Consider the following 19226-nt stretch of genomic DNA (forward strand, 5'->3'; position numbering starts at 1 on the left):
CCGCCTTGTGGCGGTGGCCACCTGCGACGCGATTCACAGATCCTGATTGTCAGGGGTACCCAGGTTCAGGCGAGATTATCGAGCAGCGCGCGCACGCGTTCGACCATCGTTTCGTGCCGGGCCGGGGCGACGTTCACGTACCGCTCGCCGCCCGCGGTTTCGGAGAACGAGAACAGGTAGCGGCCGTGCTCGGTGTCGTAATAGGTGCAGATGTCGCGCCCGCTGATCCGCCGCCCGCCAAGCCCGTCCCGGGCGGCCGCCGTGATCTGCCCGCCGCCGACGCGGGGGAGCGCGGCGACGTCGAGCAAATGCCGCACGTCCTGCCGCGCCGGGCCGCCGTCGATCGCCAGATTCAACGCCGATTCCGGCACCGACACCGCCTGCCCCTGCGCGGGCTTGACACGCGGCAGTTCGCGGATCAAGTCCTCCGCCAGCGCTTCCGGCCGGGCCGGCCGCAACACCACAGTGCCGGTGGAGGGCATGTGGCACGCGAGCACCGCGTCTTTGTTCAATGCCGCGACGACCAGCCGATACCGCCGATCCCGCCCGCTCTCGACGGTCGCCGACAGCTCACTGGCCCCGCGGCACAACACGGTCATGGTCCGGACGAACGTCTCGTCCGGACCGCCGCGCCCCCAGACGCCCTGGTCGGCCATGGCGTTCACCGCGGCTTCGCGATACGCGTGCGTCTCCTCGGGGTCGCGCCAAAGCGGGTCGGGCGAGAGCGCCGCCGGCAGGGAAACCCCGGCGAGCTCCGCCGCGACGGGAAGACAGTCGGCAGGGAGCACCACCTCGCGGGCGAGCACCAGCATCCGTCAGAGCCCGATCACCGGCGGAACCGCCTTGGGAAGGTCGCCGATGAGGGCCGCGTCGGGGTCCTGCTCGACCAGGTAGTCGGCGGTTTCGTGGACGAGGTCGTCTTCCCCCTCGCCCTTCTGCCCGCGACCCATCGCACCCGCACCCATGCCCGGCGCCCCCGCACGCCCGTTGGCTCCGGCGGCTGCTCCACCTCTGGCGGCGGCTTCGGCGTTGCCACCGAACGGCCCGGTACCGGTGCCCGCTCCTCGGCCGACGCTGTTGCTGTTGCCGGGGTTGCCGCTGCCTGGGTTGCCCGAGTAACCGCTGCCAGTTCCTGGGAGCCCCGGGGTGTACAGACCGCTGCTGCCGCCGTTGGGGGTGGCGGTGTTGGGGTTGCTGCTGTTGAACGACCAGGAGTTGGGGTTGCTGGTGTTGTTGGGATTGCTGGTGCTGGTCAGATCCGGCGGAACATAGCCAGAGGTCCGAGTGTCATCCGGCAAATCGCTGTGCGGCGGGTGGTACTTGCCCGGCGTATCCGTCGGACCGTTGCGCGGCGGAACCTCCGGATCCCACCGGTGAGTCTCCGAAGGAGGCGTCACCCCGGGAGGCCCAGTGCGATCGTTCGTGTGATCGCGGTGGCCGGTGTTGCTGCCGCCGGTGCTGCTGCTGGTGTTGTTGTCGCCGCCGACGTAGCCGCCCTCGGAGTACGTGCCAGCGGTGCCGCCGGGGCCGCCCGGGGTGTAGTGCGTGGGCAGATGAGCGGTACCGGTGCTGCCGGGCTGGGTGATGGTGAAGTCGCCGCCCGCGGAGGGCATCGCGAGCTGCCCGTATTGGGACGGGTCCGCCCAGCGACTCGAATTGTCCGACGACTCCTGGTGGTAAGAGTCGTAGCTTTCGGTGATCGCCTGAGCTTTCCGGTTCCAGTCGTCAATCTCGTGCTGCCGGTTCGAGAGGAACGAGAGAGGGGTCCCGGAAACCCAGTCGCCTGCCGGTTTCTCGCCGATGTCGCCGATGTCCTGGATCTTGTTGTGCAGTTGCTGGAACGAGCCGCCCTGGCCGTGGTAGAGGTCCTGCGCCTGCTGGAGATGCTGCCCGCTGACCTGGGACGCCTGCACGAGCGGGCCCGCGCCGGCGTAGGCCTGACCGGCGGAATCTCCCTGCCAGTACTGGCTCATCTTGCCTTGCAGCTGCTGCATCCGGCCGGCGATTTCCTGGTGCTGGCGGGAGAGATCCGAGGACAGGTCTGCCCCGGTGTACATCCCGCCGGAGCCCTTGCCGCTTGTGACGAAGCCGACGATTTGCTGCGGAGTGTAATTAGTCATCGCGCACCTGTCTTGATCGTCTTGATCGCTGCGGTAGCCGCTGTGATGGCCAATGCGCACGGGTCGCCGTAATGCGGGGAGGATTCGCGGAGGATGACCGAGCTGGTGAAGGTCTCGTCGTTCTTCACGCCGACGATGGCCTGGCAGCCGCCTTTTTTGCGGTCGTCGGTGGGGCCGGAAAGCACGGTCGGGTAGCCGTCGGTGTCGGGTGCTTTCTCGAAGTATCCGGATGAGCTGTCTTTGTACTGGTAGGCGCTGGCGAGTCCGCCGCCGTTGGGGACGAATCCGATGCCGACGCTGCTGTTGTCCGGGCCGTACCAGCTGCAGATCGGTGCTCCGGCTCCGGCGTCGGTGGTGGTGCGGACCGACTCGATGACCTCCGCGGCCTGGGCCGGGGTGAGCAGAGAACACGGTGCCTGCTCGTACTTGGCGACGTCGAGCGGGTTGGCTACCTGGGGAACATCGGGCGCGGCCGAAGACGTCGCCGGTGGCGCGCTCGGAGTCGACGGCGCGGGAGAACCCGGATTGGACGTGCAAGCGGCCAGGGCGAGGAGCAGGATCGCTGTCGCCGCGGCGCGGAGGCTGGTCTTCGTCACCGGGTCATCCTTGCTTGCTCATGCTGGTCGTGTTGGCATGATCCTGCTTCTCGTACTTGCCGATGGCTTCTTTCAACCGGTCGGCATAACCCTGCGCGTAGGTCTGCTGTTGCTGAAGACTCGTGAGGTAGGCGTCGGCATGCATATCCGCTGCTCGCTTCTGCAGGGAGCTGCCGTCGTCGCTGGCCGGCGGCGTTACCGCGCGCAACTGCCGACCTGACCTGATCATGCCGTTCAGGCCGTCGGCGATGCTCTGCCATTCCGGTTGCAAGGTCTTCATCGCCGCGATGTCCATGTTGAACCCGCCACCCGCCGCGGCGGCGTTCACCTTGGCGTCCTCGGCCGCGCGCTGCTGGTAGACGCGCACGCCGTTGGAGTTCATCGCTTCGCCGAACTGCTTGTCCTGGCGGTCGCGTTTGGCCTGCTCTTCCGGGTCGACGTACCCCGCGCGCCCGTCCACCGGCTGGCTGCTGGACGACTCCCCATTGCCCACGATGACGCTCCCCCTCGGTCCCGGCGGCACTGTCTCCGACTGCCGACGCTTTGACTGAGCTTAATCGGTCGAGGTTCCGCGTGTGGACAAAATCCCCCAAGCCGGGCAGGTGTCAGGAAGCTGTCTTGACAGTGATCAGAGCTGCTGTGGACCGACTCGATGACCTCCGCGGCCTGGGCCGGGGTGTGCGGAGCGCAAGGTGCCTGCTCGTACTTGGCCACGTCGAGCGGCTCAACCTGCCAGAACCACCACGGCCACGAAAGGCAGCTTCATCACGGAACGTATCTTTCCCGAGCCCCCATCCGCCCCGCCCGCTCCCCGGTCTCCTTCGGACCAGAGCTATCCTGGGAAATCGTGCTGGTATTGGCGATCGACACGGCTACTCCGGCGGTGACGGCGGGCATCGTCGCTCTCGACGAGGCTGAGCTCGTCACTCGGGCGGACCGCGTCACGGTGGATCCGAGGGCGCACGGCGAGCTGATTGCCCCGCATGCGCTTGCTGCTGCGGACGAAGCTGGGGTCACGCTCCGCGAGCTCGACGCGATCGTGTGCGGCGTCGGGCCGGGGCCCTTCACTGGGTTGCGGGCGGGGATGGCCACGGCGGCTGCGTACGCGCACGCGCTCGGCATTCCGGCGTACCCGGTGTGCAGTCTCGACGCGATCGCTGCTGACGTGGTGCGCACGGAGAAGCCGTTTCTCGTCTTCACGGACGCGCGGCGTCGCGAGGTCTACTGGGCTGCGTACGACGCTTCGGGCGCGCGCACTGACGGTCCTCACGTACAGCGGCCCGCGGACATCGAAACCGACATTCGCGTCGCGGCGGGGGACGGGGCGTTGCAGTACGCGGCGGCGGTGGGCGTGGTGCCGATCGAGCCGCGGTTTCCGTCGCCGGCTGGGTTGGTGCGCGTTGCGCGTACGGCGCTTCTCGAGCGCGCGGAGCCGGAGCCGTTGACTCCCCTCTACCTGCGTCGTCCGGACGCTGTCGAGCCCTCGGCCCGCAAGAGGGTGACCGCGCTGTGAAGCTCGACCAGCTGCGCCGCGCTGACGTCGCGAGGTGTGCGGAGATCGAGAAGATCCTCTTTCCCGGCGACGATCCCTGGAGTGCGCGCGCGTTTCATTCCGAGCTCGATCAGGGCCATTACTACCTGGCCGCGCGGTCGGACGACGGCGAGACCCTGCTGGGATACGCGGGGCTCGCGGTGGTCGGGCGGCGCGGCGACTACGAAGCGAACGTGCACACGATCGGCGTCGTGCCGGAGGCGCAGGGGCAGGGCATCGGCAAGGCGTTGCTGCGAGCGTTGCTGACGCGCGCCGACGAACTGCACGCGGCTGTCTTCCTCGAAGTGCGTACGGACAATGACCCGGCCGTGACGCTGTACGAGGCACACGGTTTCCAGAAACTCGGCATCCGGAAGCGCTATTACCAGCCTTCCGGCGCCGACGCGTTCACCATGGCCCGCCCCGCGCAGGCCCCGGCACGAGACGAGGTGGCCGGCTGATGGCGCGCGTCATCATGGGTATCGAGAGCTCCTGCGACGAGACCGGCGTCGGCCTCGTCCGGCTGCACGACGACGGCACGGTGGAACTGCTCGCCGACGAGGTCGCGTCCAGTGTGGACCAGCACGCTCGCTTCGGCGGCGTCGTGCCGGAGGTCGCCAGTCGCGCGCATCTCGAAGCGATGGTGCCGACGGCGGAGCGGGCATTCGCCACTGCGGGGCTGAAACTGTCCGATGTGGACGCTATTGCGGTGACGGCTGGGCCGGGTCTTGCGGGAGCGTTGCTGGTCGGGGTTTCGGCGGCGAAAGCCTATGCCACCGCGCTGGATGTGCCGCTGTACGGCGTGAATCACCTTGCCGGGCACATCGCGGTGGACACGTTGCAGCACGGCCCGCTGCCGTCGCCGGTGTTGGCGCTGCTGGTTTCCGGTGGGCACACGCAGCTGTTGCGAGTGGACGACATCGCGTCGAGCATCACCGAGCTTGGGTCCACTGTGGACGACGCGGCGGGCGAGGCGTACGACAAGGTCGCGCGCGTGCTGGAACTGCCGTATCCGGGCGGGCCGCCGATCGACAAGGCGGCCAAACAGGGCAACCCGAAGGCGATCGCGTTCCCGCGCGGCATGACCGGTCCGCGTGACGCGAAGTTCGACTTTTCCTTCTCTGGCTTGAAAACGGCCGTGGCACGCTGGGTGGAGAACGCTGAGCGCGCTGGCGACGCCGTGCCGGTGAACGACGTCGCGGCGTCCTTTCAGGAAGCGGTCGCAGACGTGCTCACCGCGAAGGCGATCCGTGCCGCACGCGAACAAGACATCGGCACTTTGGTAATTTCCGGTGGTGTGGCAGCGAATTCGCGGCTTTCGGAGCTGGCGGCGGAGCGTTGTGCTGAGGCCGGTATTGAGCTGCGCGTACCGCGGCCGCGGTTGTGCACGGACAACGGCGCGATGATCGCGGCGTTGGGCGCGCACGTGGTGGCGGCAGGCCGGGCGGTGGCGCCGTTGGACTTCTCGGCGAACCCGGGTCTGCCAGTCAACATTGTGTCCCTTTAGGACTCACGAGAGCAGCAGCATCAAGGGACACCCCTAGCAGCGCCTCGATCGCCGAAGCCGACTGTGCTGCCGCGGAGCCGTTTCCATAAGGATTCGCTGACGCGGCAGCGCTAATCTCGCCGCGAAGGATGCGTGCGGCGGTGTCGGTGATCAGCTCCGTGTCGGTGCCGACCAGCCAAGCGCAACCGGCTTCGACCGCTTCCGGGCGTTCCGTCGTGTCGCGCAGCACCAGCACTGGTGTACCGAACGTCGGCGCTTCTTCTTGAATACCACCGGAATCCGTCAGCACGAGCGATGCCAACCGCAGCGCGCGCACGAGATCCGGGTACTCCAACGGCTCGGTGACGGTCACCCGCGCGACCCCGCCCAGCACTTCTTCGACCTGTTCCCGCACAGCCGGATTCGGATGCACTGGGAACAGCACCTGCACGCGCGGATGGGCGTCGACGATCTGCCGCACCGCGGTCAGCGTGCGCGTCAACGGTTCACCCCACGACTCGCGGCGATGCGACGTGACCAGCACCAACTGTTCGCCCGCTTCGGCGATTCCCATCTCCAGCAAGGCAAGCGCCGGATCACGGGCAGGCAAATCGCGTGCGGCCACCGCCAGCACCGCGTCGACGACAGTGTTGCCAGTACGCGTAATGCGCTCCGCCGGAACGCCCTCGGCCAGCAAAGCCGCGCCCGCGGCCGCGGTCGGGACCAGGTGCAGCGCTGCGATCCGCGAGATCATCTGCCGCGTTCCCTCCTCGGGGAACGGCGACGCCAGGTCGTGCGTGCGCAGCCCGGCTTCGAGGTGCACCACCGGGATGCCGAGCCAGAACGCGGCGAGCGCGCCGGCCAGTCCGGTGGTGGTGTCGCCTTGCACGACGACCGCCGACGGCCGATACCGGCGCAGCGCGGCGTCGAGTGCGGGCAGCAGGCCGGACACCAGTTCCGCCTGCGTGCCGGACACTCGCGGCGGCACGTCGAGCCACGCATCGATCGCCACCTCGAACGGGGCCAGCGCCTGTTCGACCATGCCCTGGTGCTGTCCGCTGTGCACTACCAGCGGCCGCAGCCCGGGCCGGGCGTCCAGAGCCAGCGCGAGCGGCGCGAGCTTCACCGCCTCCGGCCGCGTCCCGGCCAGCAGCATCACGTCCAACGTTTTCACCCTTTCGAGTGTCCCGGAAATCCGGGCTGCCGGCGGGATCACGCCGGCAGCCCGGATTCTTCAGCCGTCCAGGCGGGAGAACCGCCGATTCCGGCGGCGGACGGCGATCAGCGCGGCGATCCCGAGGATCACCAGCGCGATGCCGACCGCGAGCCACCAGCCGACGTCGGCACCGGTGGCGGCGAGGGTGCCCACCCCGCCACCGGCGACGCCGACCCCGGCGCCAGGCATCTTGTACATCGATCCATCACCTCACCGGATCAGGCGGCCGAACGACGCCGGGTGAAGCGCAGGCCGACCGGCACCGCGACGGCGGCGAGCACGCCGAAACCGATCCACATGCCCGCACCGGAGGCAAGCGGCATCGGCGGAGCGGCCGGACCGCAGGTCGCCGACGACAGGATCACGTCGCCCGAACCGAGCGCGCCCAGCGCGTCGCCGCCGAGCAGCTTCAGGTGCAGGGCGTTGACGGTGAGGCTGCCGTCCGGGTTCTTGATCTGCTCGTTCAGGATCAGCGTCGCCACGTGCAGCGGGCCGACCTGGACCTTCAGCTCGGTGTTCGCCGCCGGGGTGGCGTCGACCTTGCCGAGGCTGCCGAGGTTCGCGCCGACCAGCGTGGTGCTGCCCTTGACGCCTTCCTGGGTCGCGGTGCAGACGGCTTCGACCGCCTTCGCGCCGACATTGCCGACGGCGGCCTTGAGCAGCGGCAGCCCGACGTCGGCGGTGGACGCCTTCGCTGTGACCGCGCCGGAGTTGTCGTCGCGCACGGCGGACGTGTTGATCACGCCGGTGGTGAGCACGCCGGGAACGTTCGCGGAGACCGCGGTGTTTTCCGTCGGGCCGCCGGTGTTCGCGGCCGCGAGCGGGCCGAGGTGCACCGCGGGCTGGCCGAGCAGCGTCACGTTGACGTTGACGCCGTAGGCCGACCCGTCGCCGGGAGCGGCGCTGGCCGGAGCGGCTCCGGCCAGGGCGATGCTCGCCACGACAACGGCGAGCATGCCGCCTCGTCGCACGAGGTGTCTCTTCACTGGTCCTCCGAATTTTCTCAGGGCGAGCCGCCGCGCGGACTAAACCCGCTGAGCAAGAGTCGGCACGCGGATCGGTTATCGGCGGACGTTTCCGAAATGGCACAGCTTTTTCGGTGGATCACCACATCGGGTGATATAGATTCGGCTTTTTCCCAGGTTGCGCGAAGTATCACTCGAACGGACTAGCAAGCTTGAGTAAGAATATGCCGAAAGCTGCTCGGGTATCCCCGAAAAGGGGCTGCCCGGGGAAGGGCGGAAACCGTCGCGGACACGACCGTGGCCGGTACCGCCCCGGTTCCGCTGGGTTTCTTCTCGAGAGGGTCGTCGTGACAGCAGTCAACGCGCCGGTGTCCGGCGCATCCCGGTTTCCGCTGCGTATGGCGGTGTTCGGGGTGCTTGCCGCGGGGGTCGTGCTGGTGCTCGTGGAGCGCGGGTACCGCGAGCTGGAAGTGCAACTGGCCGGTGCCATCCTCCGGGTTGTCACCTCATCGGGGGTCTATGTGGCCGGAAACCGGGAATCGGTCTACTTCGGGTTGTCCGGCGATACTCCATTCGGGTTGCGGATGACTCCGGAATGCTCGTCGGTATTCCTTCTGCTGCCGTTGCTATTAGTAACCGCCGCACTTCTGTGGTTCCGGCCACAGAATGCCCGCAGGCTCTTTTTCTCGCTGGGAATTTCCGCGATCGCGGTGATTTTGGTTAATCAGTTACGGATTCTCACCATCGTCGGGCTGGTCAACGGGCTCGGCACCGACGAGGGCTACTACTGGGGCCACACGCTGCTCGGTTCGCTGGTCAGCGTCATCGGCGGCGCGATCTCGCTGGTGCTCTTCGTGTGGCTGGCGACGCGGAAGACGAAGGCCGAGAAGCAGGCCGCGGCGTGAGCGACTCCGGCCTGAAGATCCTGCTGTCGGTCACGCAGGCCTTCGCGCTCACCATGAGCGTCGCGTTCCTCGTGTACGTCGTGGTGATCGTCGTGCCGTACCTGCGCCGCAAGCCCGCTCCGGTCGGCGATCCGGCCGACTTCTCCTGGCACTTCTTCGTCCCCTGCCGCGACGAGGAGGTGGTGATCCGCGAGACGGTGAAGTACCTGCGCAGCACCTTCCGCCGCGCGCACGTGTGGGTTGTGGACGACGACTCCGACGACCGCACAGCCCGCGTCGTGCGCTCGGTGTGGCGGCGCAACGGCGGCTACGACGCGAATCTGCACCTCGTCGCCCGGCAGCGCCCGGAAGCGCGCACCGGCAAGGGGGACGCGCTCAACGCCGCTTACCGCGAGCTGGACGAATGGCTCGGCCCGGACGCGGACCGCGATCGCGTGGTGGTCGTGGTGGTCGACGCGGACGGCCGTCCCGCGCCCAACTGCCTCGAAGTGTGCGCGGCGGACCACCTGTTCGGCGACGAGACCGTCGGTGCCGTCCAGCTCGACGTCCGGATGAGCAACTTCCGCAGCCGTCCGCCCGGTCGCACGTGGTTCTCCCGCGCGTTCGGGCTCAAACTCGCCCAGCTGCAGGACTTGGAGTTCCGTACCGCGATCGCGGCGATCCAGACGTCGCGCGGCTTCACCGGCACGATCTCCATGGGCGGCAACGGGCAGTTCACCCGACTGTCCGCATTGGACTCGATCGCCGGTGACGAACTGGCCCCGTGGCGCGGTTCGCTCCTGGAGGACTTCGAACTCGGCGTGCACCTGCTCACCGCGGGCTGGCGCACCGGGTTCACGCCGGATTCGCATGTGGCGCAAGAAGGTCTGTACAGCCTCCGCCGATTCCTGGTGCAGCGCACGCGCTGGGGTCAAGGAACCATGCAATGCATGCGGTACCTGCGCCGCATCTGGGACTCACCGCATGTGTCCACTTTGGGCGCCGCGGAGATGATGTACTACCTGGCGCAGCCGTGGATGCAGCTGCTCGGCTCGCTGCTGTATCCGGTGCCGTTCATCATGCTTCTCGTGAGCACCGCGGGCGATCCCGGCCAGGTGTGGACGTGGTTCACCGGCGGAGCTTGGATCCTGTTCGCGATCTACGGTTCGTTCGGGCTGCTGCCATTCGTCGTGTGGGGCCCGATCTACCAGATGAAATGCTTGCGCAGCAAGAACGTCTTCCGCGGCATCGGCATGGGCCTGCTGTACGCGGCCTACATCTACACCTTCTACATCACGTCCTGGCGCGCGCTGTTCCGGCTGGTGCGCGGTCGCAACGGCTGGGCCAAGACCCGGCGCAACACCGAGGCCAGCGCCGGCGTGAAAGTGGCTTTGGACTCGTGAGTGGCGATCCCGGTTAGAACCGGGATCGCCGCTCACGAGGGTTGATCAGGACGCCGGTTCGAGGTCGACGTCGTCGCGGCTGACGTACGCCACGCGGTGGCCGAGCTGGATTTCCACGTACCTCGACTTGCCCTTCACGACCTTGTTGGCCGCGACGTCGAACGACGCCGAGTAGTACTCCGAGCCGGTCAGCCCGCCGACCGAGTACTTCTGGCCCGCGCCGAGCTGGTACGGCAGCGGCTTGAGTTCCTGCACCGGAATGTCCTTCGGGTACGCCCCGGCCTCCGGGTACGCGCTCCCGTAGACCGGCACGGTCGCCTTGCCCTCCTTGGGAGTCGCGACGAATCCGTCGGCCGGATACGCGGTGGGCGCGTCGCCCGGGTTGCGGAACCAGCCCTTCTGCCCGAGGTACCAGATCGCGGTCCAGTCGTCCTTGGTGTCCGCGACGGCGTACTTCTGGCCGGTGGCCGCGCGGCTGCCGATGTCTGAGACGTCCATTGTGGACGGATTCGGCCCGTGCATGCCCACGTCGGACAGCAGCGGCGCGGATTCGCTCGGTTCGGTGTGCAGCACGACGGAACTCGAACTCCGTTCCGGGCAAGGGTTTCCGGAGCCGATCTTGTCACAGCCGGTGAACACCGGACGGTTGACGGAGTACTCCGGCGCGATCATGACGAGGCCGGAATCCGGCGCGCCCTCGTGCTCCAGCGGAGAGCCGAGCAGGTCGAAATAGTGCGCCCAGTCCCAGTACGGGCCGGGATCCCAGTGCATGCTCTTGATCTTGTCCGCGTTCGGGCCGGGAACGTTGTCGTGGCCGAGGATGTGCGCGCGGTCCAGCGGAACGCCGAAGCGGTGCGCGAGGTAACGCACGAGCTTCGCGGACTGGCGGTACATCGCCTCGGTGAACCAGGTGCCCTGCGCGGCGAAGCCCTCGTGCTCGACGCCGAGGGATTTCGCGTTCAGGTACCAGTTCCCGGCGTGCCAGCCGACGTCCTTCGTCGGCACGTGCTGGGCGACCTGGCCGTCCGACGAGCGGACTGTGTAGTGCCACGCGGTCTGGCCCGGGGTCTGGGCCTGCTTCATCACCGAGTCCCAGGTTCCCTCGGTGTCGTGGATGACGATGTAGTCGATCTTCTGGTCGCGCGGGCGGTCGGCCTTGTCGTAGTTGCCGTAGCTGTCGCCGATCTTCTGGAACGGCGCGGGCACCGACTCGCAGGACATCGACCGCGGGCACTCGGTGGCCGGCGGCTCTCCGGCGCGCAGCCCGAGGCGGTCCGCCTGGGCGCGGTCCGGGGTGACGTCGGAGGCCGGGGCGAGTTTGACGGCCTGTCCGTCGTCGGTCGTACGCGTGATGCCGCTGCTGATGGTGGCGAAGACTTCGTCGGCGAAGGTGCGCGCGCCGGTGACGTCTTCGGAGCCGCTGTATCGCGCGACGGCTCCGTACCAGTCCTTCGCGTTGTCGCTCTTGACGCCCAACTCTCGCTGGTACTGGGCCAACAGTGCCGCTCCGCCGCGAATGTTCGCTTCGGCGTCGGTACGGAGCTTCGCGGCGTCGGTGTGCAGCAGTTCGGCGGCCTTGTCGATGGTCTGGCTGCCGGGCGGGGGAGGCGAGGGCTTGAGCGGCTTCAGCCGCAGCGTCGGCCGCGAGTCGTCGCCGCGGGGGTCTTCGTCGGGGTTGTCGAACTCGCTGGTGCGCAGGCCGGTGGTGCGGACGTCGGTGAGATGCATCGGCCCGTAGCCGGCGGCGGTGCTGGGAGCGCCGGAGTGGGTGTCCCAACGGGATTCGAGGTAGGAGACGCCGAGCAGGACGTCCAGCGGGACGCCGAATTCGCGGGCGGCGTCGGCGAAGTCGCGCTGGCGGGCCTCGTTGGCTGGCTGGGCGGAGGCCGGGACAGTGACCGCGATCGCGGTGAGTGCCAGCAGCCCGGTGGTCGCGGCGGCCAGGCGCCACGGGAGTGAGCGGGGCATAGGAGGACTCCAGGAGTGAGATGCCTGTCTGTGCGGATCCAACCAGCCGCCGGGGGAGTTGGTGGGGTTTATCCGCCGGATGCGTCCGAACGGGCACGCGGCGGCGCCCGCGGAGCCTGGGCCAGCGGACGAGCCGGGCGTGCGCACCTGATCGCCGCGCCCGGCCGGGGGTGCGGAATCCGTGTGGAACAAAGCCGCCGGTCAGCGGCTTCCGTCCCGAGTTCCGGCTCGTGAGCGGACCCTCCTTGCGAAGCTGGCACTCACGTGGCTAGAGTGCTAAATGAACGGCCCGGACACGCCCCGGCACCCGCGACGGCGGGGGTGGTATGAGCCGTAACCAGTCATCATGCCGACGCTTTCGACGACCGTGGAGGTCAACCCGGTGAGCGTGAACATCAAGCCGCTCGAGGACAAGATCGTTGTCCAGACGAGCGAGGCCGAGGAGACGACCGCTTCCGGCCTCGTCATCCCCGACACCGCCAAGGAGAAGCCCCAGGAGGGCAAGGTTCTGGCCGTTGGCCCGGGCCGCATCGACGACAAGGGCAACCGCGTTCCGCTGGACGTGGCTGTCGGCGACGTCGTCATCTACTCCAAGTACGGCGGCACCGAGGTCAAGTACAACGGCGAGGACTACCTGATCCTCTCCGCCCGCGACGTGCTGGCCGTCATCAACTGACGCGTCACTCGCAGCGCAAGGACGCCCCGGGCCCCGCTCATGCCGGGGTGCGGGGCGTTTTGCGTCGCACGACAACCGAAAGGTAAGCGGAAAGCGTTATGCCCAAGCAGATCAGTTTCGACGAGGACGCTCGTCGCGCGCTCGAGCGCGGGGTGAACAAGCTCGCCGACGCGGTCAAGGTCACCCTCGGCCCGCGCGGTCGCCACGTCGTCCTCGACAAGAAGTTCGGCGGCCCGACGATCACCCTCGACGGCGTCACCGTCGCTCGTGAGGTCGAGCTCGACGACCCGTTCGAGAACCTCGGCGCGCAGCTCGCGAAGAGCGTCGCCACCAAGACCAACGACGTCGCGGGCGACGGCACCACCACCGCCACCGTGCTGGCCCAGTCGCTGGTCAAGCACGGCCTGCGCAACGTCGCCGCCGGCGCCAACCCGACCTCGGTCGGCAAGGGCATCGAGGCGGCCGCGGAAAAGGTCATCGAGGTCCTCAAGGCCAAGGCCACCCCGGTCAAGGGCCGCGACAACATCGCCCAGGTCGGCACCGTCACCTCGCGTGACGCGGCGATCGGCGCGCTGCTCGGCGAGGCCGTCGAGCGCGTGGGCGAGGACGGCGTGATCACCATCGAGGAGTCGTCCACGCTGGCGACCGAACTCGTGATCACCGAGGGCGTCCAGTTCGACAAGGGCTTCCTGTCGGCGCACTTCGCGACCAACCCGGAGGACCAGAAGGCGACCCTCGAGGACGCCTACATCCTGCTGCACCGCGAGAAGATCTCGGCGCTGGCCGACCTGCTCCCGGTGCTGGAGAAGGTCGTCGAGGCGAAGAAGCCGCTGCTGATCATCGCCGAGGACGTCGACGGCGAGGCGCTGTCCACCCTCGTGGTGAACTCGCTGCGCAAGACGATCACCGCGGTCGCGGTCAAGGCCCCGTTCTTCGGCGACCGCCGCAAGGCGTTCCTGGACGACCTCGCGGTCGTCACCGGCGGCGAGGTGATCTCCGCGGAGATCGGCCGCAAGCTGTCCGAGGTCGACCTCAGCTCGCTGGGCAAGGCCCGCCGGGTCGTCGTCACCAAGGACGACACGACGATCGTCGACGGCGGCGGCACGAAGGACGACATCGCCGCGCGGACCGCGCAGATCCGCAAGGAGATCGAGACCACCGACTCCGACTGGGACCGCGAAAAGCTGCAGGAGCGGCTCGCGAAGCTCGGCGGCGGCGTGGCCGTGATCAAGGTCGGCGCTGCTACCGAGACCGAGCTGAACGAGCGCAAGCACCGCATCGAGGACGCCGTGGCTTCGACCAAGGCGGCCGTCGAAGAGGGCATCCTGCCCGGCGGCGGCTCGGCGCTGGTGCACGCGGTCAAGGAGCTCGAGGGCAACCTCGGCCTGACCGGCGACGAGGCGACCGGCGTCGCGATCGTCCGCGACGCGCTCACCGCCCCGCTGCACTGGATCGCGACGAACGCGGGCCACGAGGGCGCGGTCATCGTGAACAAGGTCAAGGAACAGACCTGGGGCCAGGGCTTCAACGCGGCCACCGGCGAACTGACCGACCTGATCGCGGGCGGCATCGTCGACCCGGTCAAGGTGACCCGCTCGGCCGTCGCGAACGCGGCGTCCATCGCCCGGCTGGTGCTCACCACGGAAAGCTCCGTGGTCGAGAAGCCGGTCGAGGAGGAGCCGGACGCCGGACACGGCCACGGCCACTCGCACTGACGCTTGTTACGGCTGCGTCTTTTGGCGGGGCGGTGCTTCCCTTTGGGGAGTGCCGCCCCGCTTTTTTGTTGCGGTACTGGCTTTTCCGACTCGGATTAGGGCACGGCACTGTCGGCCCGCAAGTCTTTCCGCATCACCGGTCGGCTAGGAAACGTTCTCCCCACCTCAACAAACCCCGCCCGCGCGAACATCGCCGCCGTACCGGTGAAGACGGCTGACGGCGACGGCGCGGCCTTCAACGCGGCGACATCGACCGGATGCCCGTCCAGCACCGATCCGCCGTGCGCCCGCGCCCAGTCGACCGCCGCCTCCAGCAGTGCCACCCCGACGCCGGCTCCTCGCCACGACCGTCGCACCACGAAACACGTGACCCACCAAGCATCCGGGTCGTCGTCGAGCAGTCGGCGCAGCGCACGGTTGCCCATCACGCCCGGCAGCAAGGCGCGTGGCTGCACCCGCGTCCAGCCGACGGGTTCGTCGTCGAGATATCCGACGAGCCCGACCGGCACCGCAAGGGTTTCGACCTCCGCGCGCAGAGCCGAGCGGTTGTCCGGTGCGCTATGCGTCCGGAACCGCTGACACCAGCAACTGTCGTCCCGCCGTGCACGACCGGCGAAGACACGCTCCAAATCCGGCCAGGTCTCGGCGGTAAGCGCCCGGAACTCCACCCTGCGAAGCATAGGCACCGGGAAAGCCGCGGTCCGGAAACCGCGGCTTCCCCACACTCAAGCAGTGAACCCGCCATCCACCGTGATCGAAGTCCCCGTCAGATACCGCCCATCAGGCCCCGCCAGGTAAGCCACCGCCGCCGCGATGTCTGAAGGATTTCCGTAGTGTCCCAACGCGATATGCGCCAGCTGGTCACCGGAATGCGGCCCGTCCGCCGGGTTCATCTCGGTGTCCGTCGAGCCCGGGTGCACCACCATCGCCGTGATTCCGCGCGGTCCCAGGTCCCGCGCCAGGCCCTTGGTCATCCCGACCAGCGCCGACTTGCTCGCCGCATACAGGCTCATTCCGACGAACGGCATGCGCTCGGCCAGATCGCTGCCGATCGACACGATCCGGCCGCCGCGAACCATGTGCCGCGTTGCTGCCCGGGCCGCCACCAGCGGGGCCTTCACGTGGATCGCCAGCGTGCGGTCGATCGCCTCCGGAGTCAGTTCGTCGATCGGCGCCACGTCGAACACTCCGGCGTTGTTCACCAGCACGTCCAGCCCGCCCAAGTCGGCCGCAGCTCGGTCGACCGCACGGGTTACGGCACCAGCGTCCGCGGCGTCTGCCTGCAGGGCCAGACCGCGGCGGCCGAATTTTTCGATGGACGCGACCACGTCCGCCGCCCGGTCCGCGGCGCGCTCGTAGGTGATCGCGACGTCCGCGCCGTCCTCGGCCAGCCGGAGTGCGATCGCCGCGCCGATCCCGCGGCTTCCGCCGGTGACCAGCGCGACCTTGCCGTCCAGGGTGCCCATGCCCCCACCTCTTTCTGTAGTGATGACTAAATAAATAGCCGCGTACGATGGGCGAGGTCAAGGATTCTGTATCGCTCGCTAAAGAAGGTGGTCCATGTCACCCCGCGGCCGCCCGCGCGCGTTCGACCGCGAGCACGCGCTCACGCAGGCCATGTTGGTGTTCTGGGAGCGCGGCTACGACGGCGCGTCGCTCGCGGAGCTGACTGAAGCGATGGGGATCAAGCCGCCGAGCCTGTACGCGGCCTTCGGCGACAAGGAGTCACTGTTCCGCGAAGCGGTGAAGCACTACCAAGCTGAGCACGGACGGCACACGATGCGCGCGTTGACTGAAGAGCCGACAGCGCGCGCGGCCGTCGAGGCGATGCTTCGCAACAACGCTTGCGCGTACGTCGAACCCGGCCACCCCAAGGGGTGCATGGTCGTTCTCGCGGCCACCAACTGCACTCCGGCCAATGCATCCGTGTGGGAGTTCCTCGCTGCTTCGCGTGACAATGTGCGACGCGAGCTCTGCGCGCGCCTTCGCCGCGGAGTTGAAGAAGGCGACCTTCCGGCCACTGTGGACACTGAAGCGCTCGGCGCGCTTTACGCGACTGTCTTTTATGGACTGACCATGCAGGCGCGCGACGGCGTCAGCCTCGACTCGCTGATGACCGTCATCGACCTCGCGCTCTCGATGTGGCCCGAAAACGGCGGAGGGGCGGCGTCCACTGTGGACACCGCCCCTTCCGCGCCGTGATGAAAGTCAGATGTGCGCCATGGTCAACGCGCGTTTGTCCTGTTTGATGATGTGGTCTCGTTCCGATTCGGACAGTCCGCCCCAGATGCCGTAGGGCTCGTGCACGGCGAGCGCGTGCTTGCGGCACATCTCCAGCACCGGGCACGACAGGCAGATCGCCTTGGCCCTGGCCTCGCGCCGCGCCCTCGCCGGTCCCCGCTCTCCGTCCGGGTGGAAGAAGGATCCGCTGTCCATCCCCCGGCACGACCCCTCCAGCTGCCAGTCCCACATGTCTGCGTTGGGGCCGGGGAGCCTGCGCGTGTCTGCCATCCTGACCGCCTCCGTCATCCGGTCGATGCCATTAGCTGCTCTGCTGTGGTGCCGATACTCCATTCGGTGCAACGGCGGTAACGTTAGAAGCGCGCCAATAGTTGTTCAATAGATCGGCGGCGATTCAGCCGTTAGGCATCCCCCAGATGTGTGAGCTGGGCTTTTGGCTCGGGTTGCCGTTACCGCGAGCTGGCTGGATATTGACCGGGTGGGATCCGGATCAGGCGATGGAGAACCCACCCTGCCGGTGGCCTCGGTCGCCCGCCGGCTCGGTGTCGCGCCGTCCACCCTGCGTACCTGGGACCGGCGCTACGGCCTCGGCCCCAGTCGCCACACCGACGGCAGACATCGCCGCTACGGCAGCTCTGACATCGGCCGTCTCGAACTTATGCAGCGCGCGCTCCTTCGCGGCGCTTCAACGGCGGAGGCCGCGCAGTACGCGTTAGAGCAGATGCCGCGCGCGGACTTTGTGCCAGCGCCTGCGGAGCCTGCCGAAGCAACGGAGACGAAGGCCGCTGCTGACGACGTTGAAGTCCCTTCGCGGCTCGCGCGCCGACTGAGTACCGCGGCGTTGGCGATGGACGTTGGCGCGGTACAGCGAATGCTTGTCGACGCCATCAGCGAGCTCGGCGTGCTTCAGGCGTGGTCCGGCGTGATTGACCCCGTTCTCACCGCGCTCGGCGCGCGGTGGCGAGGCGTGCACGCGGGCGCGGAAGTGGAGTACCTGCTTGCTGAGTGCGTGTACGCGGCATTAGTGCGCGCGACGCCGGTCCTCGACGAGCCTCGCAACCAACGGCCGGTCCTTCTCGCGTGCGTGCCCGATGAGCGGGACAACATGCCGGTGTACGCGCTCGCGGCCGCTCTCGCGGGACGACGGATCGGCGCGCAGCTCTTCGGCATTGCGCTGCCGCAAGAAGTGCTGGCAGTAGCTGTGCGGCGAAGCGCGCCAGCCGCGGTGGTGCTGTGGGCGAATCGCGCGCACGCCGACCCTCGGCTCTTCGCGCGCGTGTCTCGCGGGCGGCAGCGGACGCGCCTGTTCGCTTGCGGCCCCGGCTGGGATCCGGCGCTGCTGCCGCCGAAAGTCGAGCTGCTCGGAGATCTTTCCGCGGCGGCCGACCGCGTTGAGCACGTTCTTGTCGGTGCTCCACGCTAGAAAGGTGAGGTGGACGAAGAAGCGCTGACGGCCCTCGCGTTCGGCTCGGACGCCGGGTCGGCGGCCCCGATACCTCGCGACGGCTCGCCAAGGCAACGCCTCCTGGCGGCGATCGTGCTGGGCGCCCGCGGCCGATACGCGGCGGCCGCGGCCTTGCTCGACCCGCTTCGCCGCGGCCGGGATCCGCTGACGGCCTCGCTGGCGGCGAGCACGCTCGCGTCGCATCGGCGACAGCTTGGCGGACACGTGGCGGCGCGGAAGCTGGACGGGGAGGCTCTGCTGGCGGTCGCGCTGGGCGGAGCGGGGGAGCGCGGGGCTGGCGACGCCCCGGGGCTGGCTGGCGGCTTGGCAGCGACTGACTCCCCAACACCGTCCCCGCTGCCCGCCACGGCGAGCCCCAACGCTTCATCCGTGAGCCGAGACAGCCCCGGCAGCGCCCCCACCGAAGATCCCAACGGCCTGGACCGCCAAGGCGCGCGAGCCGACGCCCTCCTGGGCCTAGCCGCGGACAACCTCGCCCTCGGCCGGATCTCCGCCGCCCGCCGCCTCGCCGTCCGGGCGGCGCAAACCGACCGTCGCTGGCGCGCGACCGTCCGGGGCGGCTGGGTGGGTGCCGAGATCGAACTCGCCGACGGTCAGCCCGAAGCAGCAGTAGCCCCGGCCCGGCTCGCCTACGAGACCGCCGTCGCCCGTCACGCTCAGCGACATGTCGTGAAGTCCGCCATCGTCCTCGGGGTCGCCCTGCTGGCCGCCCGAAAAAGTGGCGCGCGGGAGCTCATGCTCGCCGCCGCCGAAGACGCCGAGAAATGTGAACTCGATTCACTTAATTGGGTGGCCGCGCGCGTCGCCGCTGATCTGGAACCCGACCGGGCCGAGGAGTATCGATTCAGGAGTCGCCAGGTGTTGCACGCAGTGTTACGGCACGCGGATCCTTGCATGATGCGTATCGCACGTGAATCGCCGTGGGTGCCCGTCGGACCCGGGTAGGCCTGCGGGAACGGG

General features: G+C 68.5%; 21 protein-coding genes. 10 read left to right on the forward strand and 11 right to left on the reverse strand.

The annotated features are described in order from the left end of the window. Window positions 1-65: 65 nt before the first annotated feature. Genes ACWDNU_RS20890 through ACWDNU_RS20905 form a run of 4 tightly spaced genes read right to left on the reverse strand, consistent with a single transcriptional unit; the run spans window position 66 to window position 3209 of the window. On the reverse strand, window positions 66-812 hold the full coding sequence (locus ACWDNU_RS20890; RefSeq protein WP_449670102.1) for an ESX secretion-associated protein EspG: 747 nt from the start codon (window positions 810-812) through the stop codon (window positions 66-68). Between the two features lie 3 nt (window positions 813-815). Beyond that, window positions 816-2120: a hypothetical protein gene (locus ACWDNU_RS20895; RefSeq protein WP_449670103.1), complete on the reverse strand. Its 1305-nt coding sequence runs from the start codon at window positions 2118-2120 to the stop codon at window positions 816-818. After that, window positions 2117-2716, reverse strand: coding sequence for a DUF3558 family protein (locus tag ACWDNU_RS20900; protein WP_449670104.1), 600 nt, complete (start codon window positions 2714-2716; stop codon window positions 2117-2119). The genes ACWDNU_RS20895 and ACWDNU_RS20900 overlap by 4 nt, the downstream gene beginning before the upstream one ends. A gap of 4 nt (window positions 2717-2720) precedes the next feature. After that, window positions 2721-3209, reverse strand: a complete 489-nt coding sequence (locus tag ACWDNU_RS20905) for a hypothetical protein (RefSeq protein ID WP_370932159.1) — start codon at window positions 3207-3209, stop codon at window positions 2721-2723. A 354-nt stretch (window positions 3210-3563) separates the two neighbouring features. On the opposite strand from ACWDNU_RS20905, the gene tsaB reads away from it, so the two are divergent. Genes tsaB through tsaD form a run of 3 tightly spaced genes read left to right on the forward strand, consistent with a single transcriptional unit; the run spans window position 3564 to window position 5754 of the window. Beyond that, window positions 3564-4229 (forward strand): tRNA (adenosine(37)-N6)-threonylcarbamoyltransferase complex dimerization subunit type 1 TsaB, encoded by a 666-nt coding sequence (tsaB, locus tag ACWDNU_RS20910; RefSeq protein WP_449670105.1) that lies wholly within the window; start codon window positions 3564-3566, stop codon window positions 4227-4229. Next, window positions 4226-4708, forward strand: coding sequence for a ribosomal protein S18-alanine N-acetyltransferase (gene rimI / locus ACWDNU_RS20915; RefSeq protein WP_344270343.1), 483 nt, complete (start codon window positions 4226-4228; stop codon window positions 4706-4708). The genes tsaB and rimI overlap by 4 nt, the downstream gene beginning before the upstream one ends. Then, on the forward strand, window positions 4708-5754 hold the full coding sequence (tsaD, locus tag ACWDNU_RS20920) for a tRNA (adenosine(37)-N6)-threonylcarbamoyltransferase complex transferase subunit TsaD (protein ID WP_449670106.1): 1047 nt from the start codon (window positions 4708-4710) through the stop codon (window positions 5752-5754). Before rimI ends, tsaD begins: the two co-directional genes overlap by 1 nt. On the opposite strand, the gene wecB is transcribed toward tsaD, so the two are convergent. From wecB to ACWDNU_RS20935, 3 genes are all read right to left on the reverse strand, one after another. Then, window positions 5735-6898, reverse strand: coding sequence for a non-hydrolyzing UDP-N-acetylglucosamine 2-epimerase (gene wecB, locus ACWDNU_RS20925; protein ID WP_449670129.1), 1164 nt, complete (start codon window positions 6896-6898; stop codon window positions 5735-5737). The genes tsaD and wecB overlap by 20 nt on opposite strands. A gap of 69 nt (window positions 6899-6967) precedes the next feature. Next, complete coding sequence (locus tag ACWDNU_RS20930) at window positions 6968-7147, reverse strand: LPXTG cell wall anchor domain-containing protein (protein ID WP_344270349.1); 180 nt, start codon at window positions 7145-7147, stop codon at window positions 6968-6970. Between the two features lie 20 nt (window positions 7148-7167). Continuing rightward, a complete protein-coding gene (locus ACWDNU_RS20935; protein WP_344270351.1) occupies window positions 7168-7935 on the reverse strand; it encodes a choice-of-anchor P family protein in 768 nt (255 codons plus the stop codon). Window positions 7936-8312: 377 nt separating this feature from the next. On the opposite strand from ACWDNU_RS20935, the gene xrtP reads away from it, so the two are divergent. Both xrtP and ACWDNU_RS20945 read left to right on the forward strand, forming a co-directional pair. Continuing rightward, a complete protein-coding gene (gene xrtP / locus ACWDNU_RS20940; protein WP_449670130.1) occupies window positions 8313-8819 on the forward strand; it encodes an exosortase P in 507 nt (168 codons plus the stop codon). Between the two features lie 53 nt (window positions 8820-8872). Further along, on the forward strand, window positions 8873-10201 hold the full coding sequence (locus tag ACWDNU_RS20945; protein WP_449670131.1) for a glycosyltransferase family 2 protein: 1329 nt from the start codon (window positions 8873-8875) through the stop codon (window positions 10199-10201). Between the two features lie 45 nt (window positions 10202-10246). Here ACWDNU_RS20945 and ACWDNU_RS20950 read toward each other — a convergent pair whose 3' ends face one another. After that, window positions 10247-12169: an N-acetylmuramoyl-L-alanine amidase gene (locus tag ACWDNU_RS20950; RefSeq protein WP_449670107.1), complete on the reverse strand. Its 1923-nt coding sequence runs from the start codon at window positions 12167-12169 to the stop codon at window positions 10247-10249. A 382-nt stretch (window positions 12170-12551) separates the two neighbouring features. Here ACWDNU_RS20950 and groES point away from each other — a divergent pair, with 382 nt between their 5' ends. After that, a complete protein-coding gene (gene groES / locus ACWDNU_RS20955; protein ID WP_009072407.1) occupies window positions 12552-12845 on the forward strand; it encodes a co-chaperone GroES in 294 nt (97 codons plus the stop codon). A 98-nt stretch (window positions 12846-12943) separates the two neighbouring features. Continuing rightward, complete coding sequence (gene groL / locus ACWDNU_RS20960; protein WP_449670108.1) at window positions 12944-14560, forward strand: chaperonin GroEL; 1617 nt, start codon at window positions 12944-12946, stop codon at window positions 14558-14560. Between the two features lie 95 nt (window positions 14561-14655). On the opposite strand, the gene ACWDNU_RS20965 is transcribed toward groL, so the two are convergent. Next, a complete protein-coding gene (locus tag ACWDNU_RS20965; RefSeq protein WP_449670109.1) occupies window positions 14656-15228 on the reverse strand; it encodes a GNAT family N-acetyltransferase in 573 nt (190 codons plus the stop codon). Window positions 15229-15285: 57 nt separating this feature from the next. Next, window positions 15286-16026 carry an SDR family NAD(P)-dependent oxidoreductase gene (locus tag ACWDNU_RS20970; RefSeq protein WP_449670110.1) on the reverse strand — a complete coding sequence of 247 codons (741 nt, stop codon included), beginning with the start codon at window positions 16024-16026 and terminating at the stop codon, window positions 15286-15288. Window positions 16027-16120: 94 nt separating this feature from the next. Between ACWDNU_RS20970 and ACWDNU_RS20975 the strand changes: the two genes are divergently transcribed. Further along, window positions 16121-16762, forward strand: coding sequence for a TetR/AcrR family transcriptional regulator (locus tag ACWDNU_RS20975; protein WP_449670111.1), 642 nt, complete (start codon window positions 16121-16123; stop codon window positions 16760-16762). A gap of 6 nt (window positions 16763-16768) precedes the next feature. On the opposite strand, the gene ACWDNU_RS20980 is transcribed toward ACWDNU_RS20975, so the two are convergent. Continuing rightward, entirely contained in the window at window positions 16769-17071 is a 303-nt protein-coding gene (locus ACWDNU_RS20980) for a WhiB family transcriptional regulator (RefSeq protein ID WP_037816439.1), read from the reverse strand. A gap of 247 nt (window positions 17072-17318) precedes the next feature. On the opposite strand from ACWDNU_RS20980, the gene ACWDNU_RS20985 reads away from it, so the two are divergent. Both ACWDNU_RS20985 and ACWDNU_RS20990 read left to right on the forward strand, forming a co-directional pair. After that, complete coding sequence (locus ACWDNU_RS20985) at window positions 17319-18224, forward strand: MerR family transcriptional regulator (RefSeq protein WP_449670112.1); 906 nt, start codon at window positions 17319-17321, stop codon at window positions 18222-18224. Window positions 18225-18233: 9 nt separating this feature from the next. Next, window positions 18234-19211 (forward strand): hypothetical protein, encoded by a 978-nt coding sequence (locus ACWDNU_RS20990; RefSeq protein WP_449670113.1) that lies wholly within the window; start codon window positions 18234-18236, stop codon window positions 19209-19211. Window positions 19212-19226 lie beyond the last annotated feature (15 nt).

Source organism: Amycolatopsis sp. NPDC003676 (assembly GCF_053587275.1).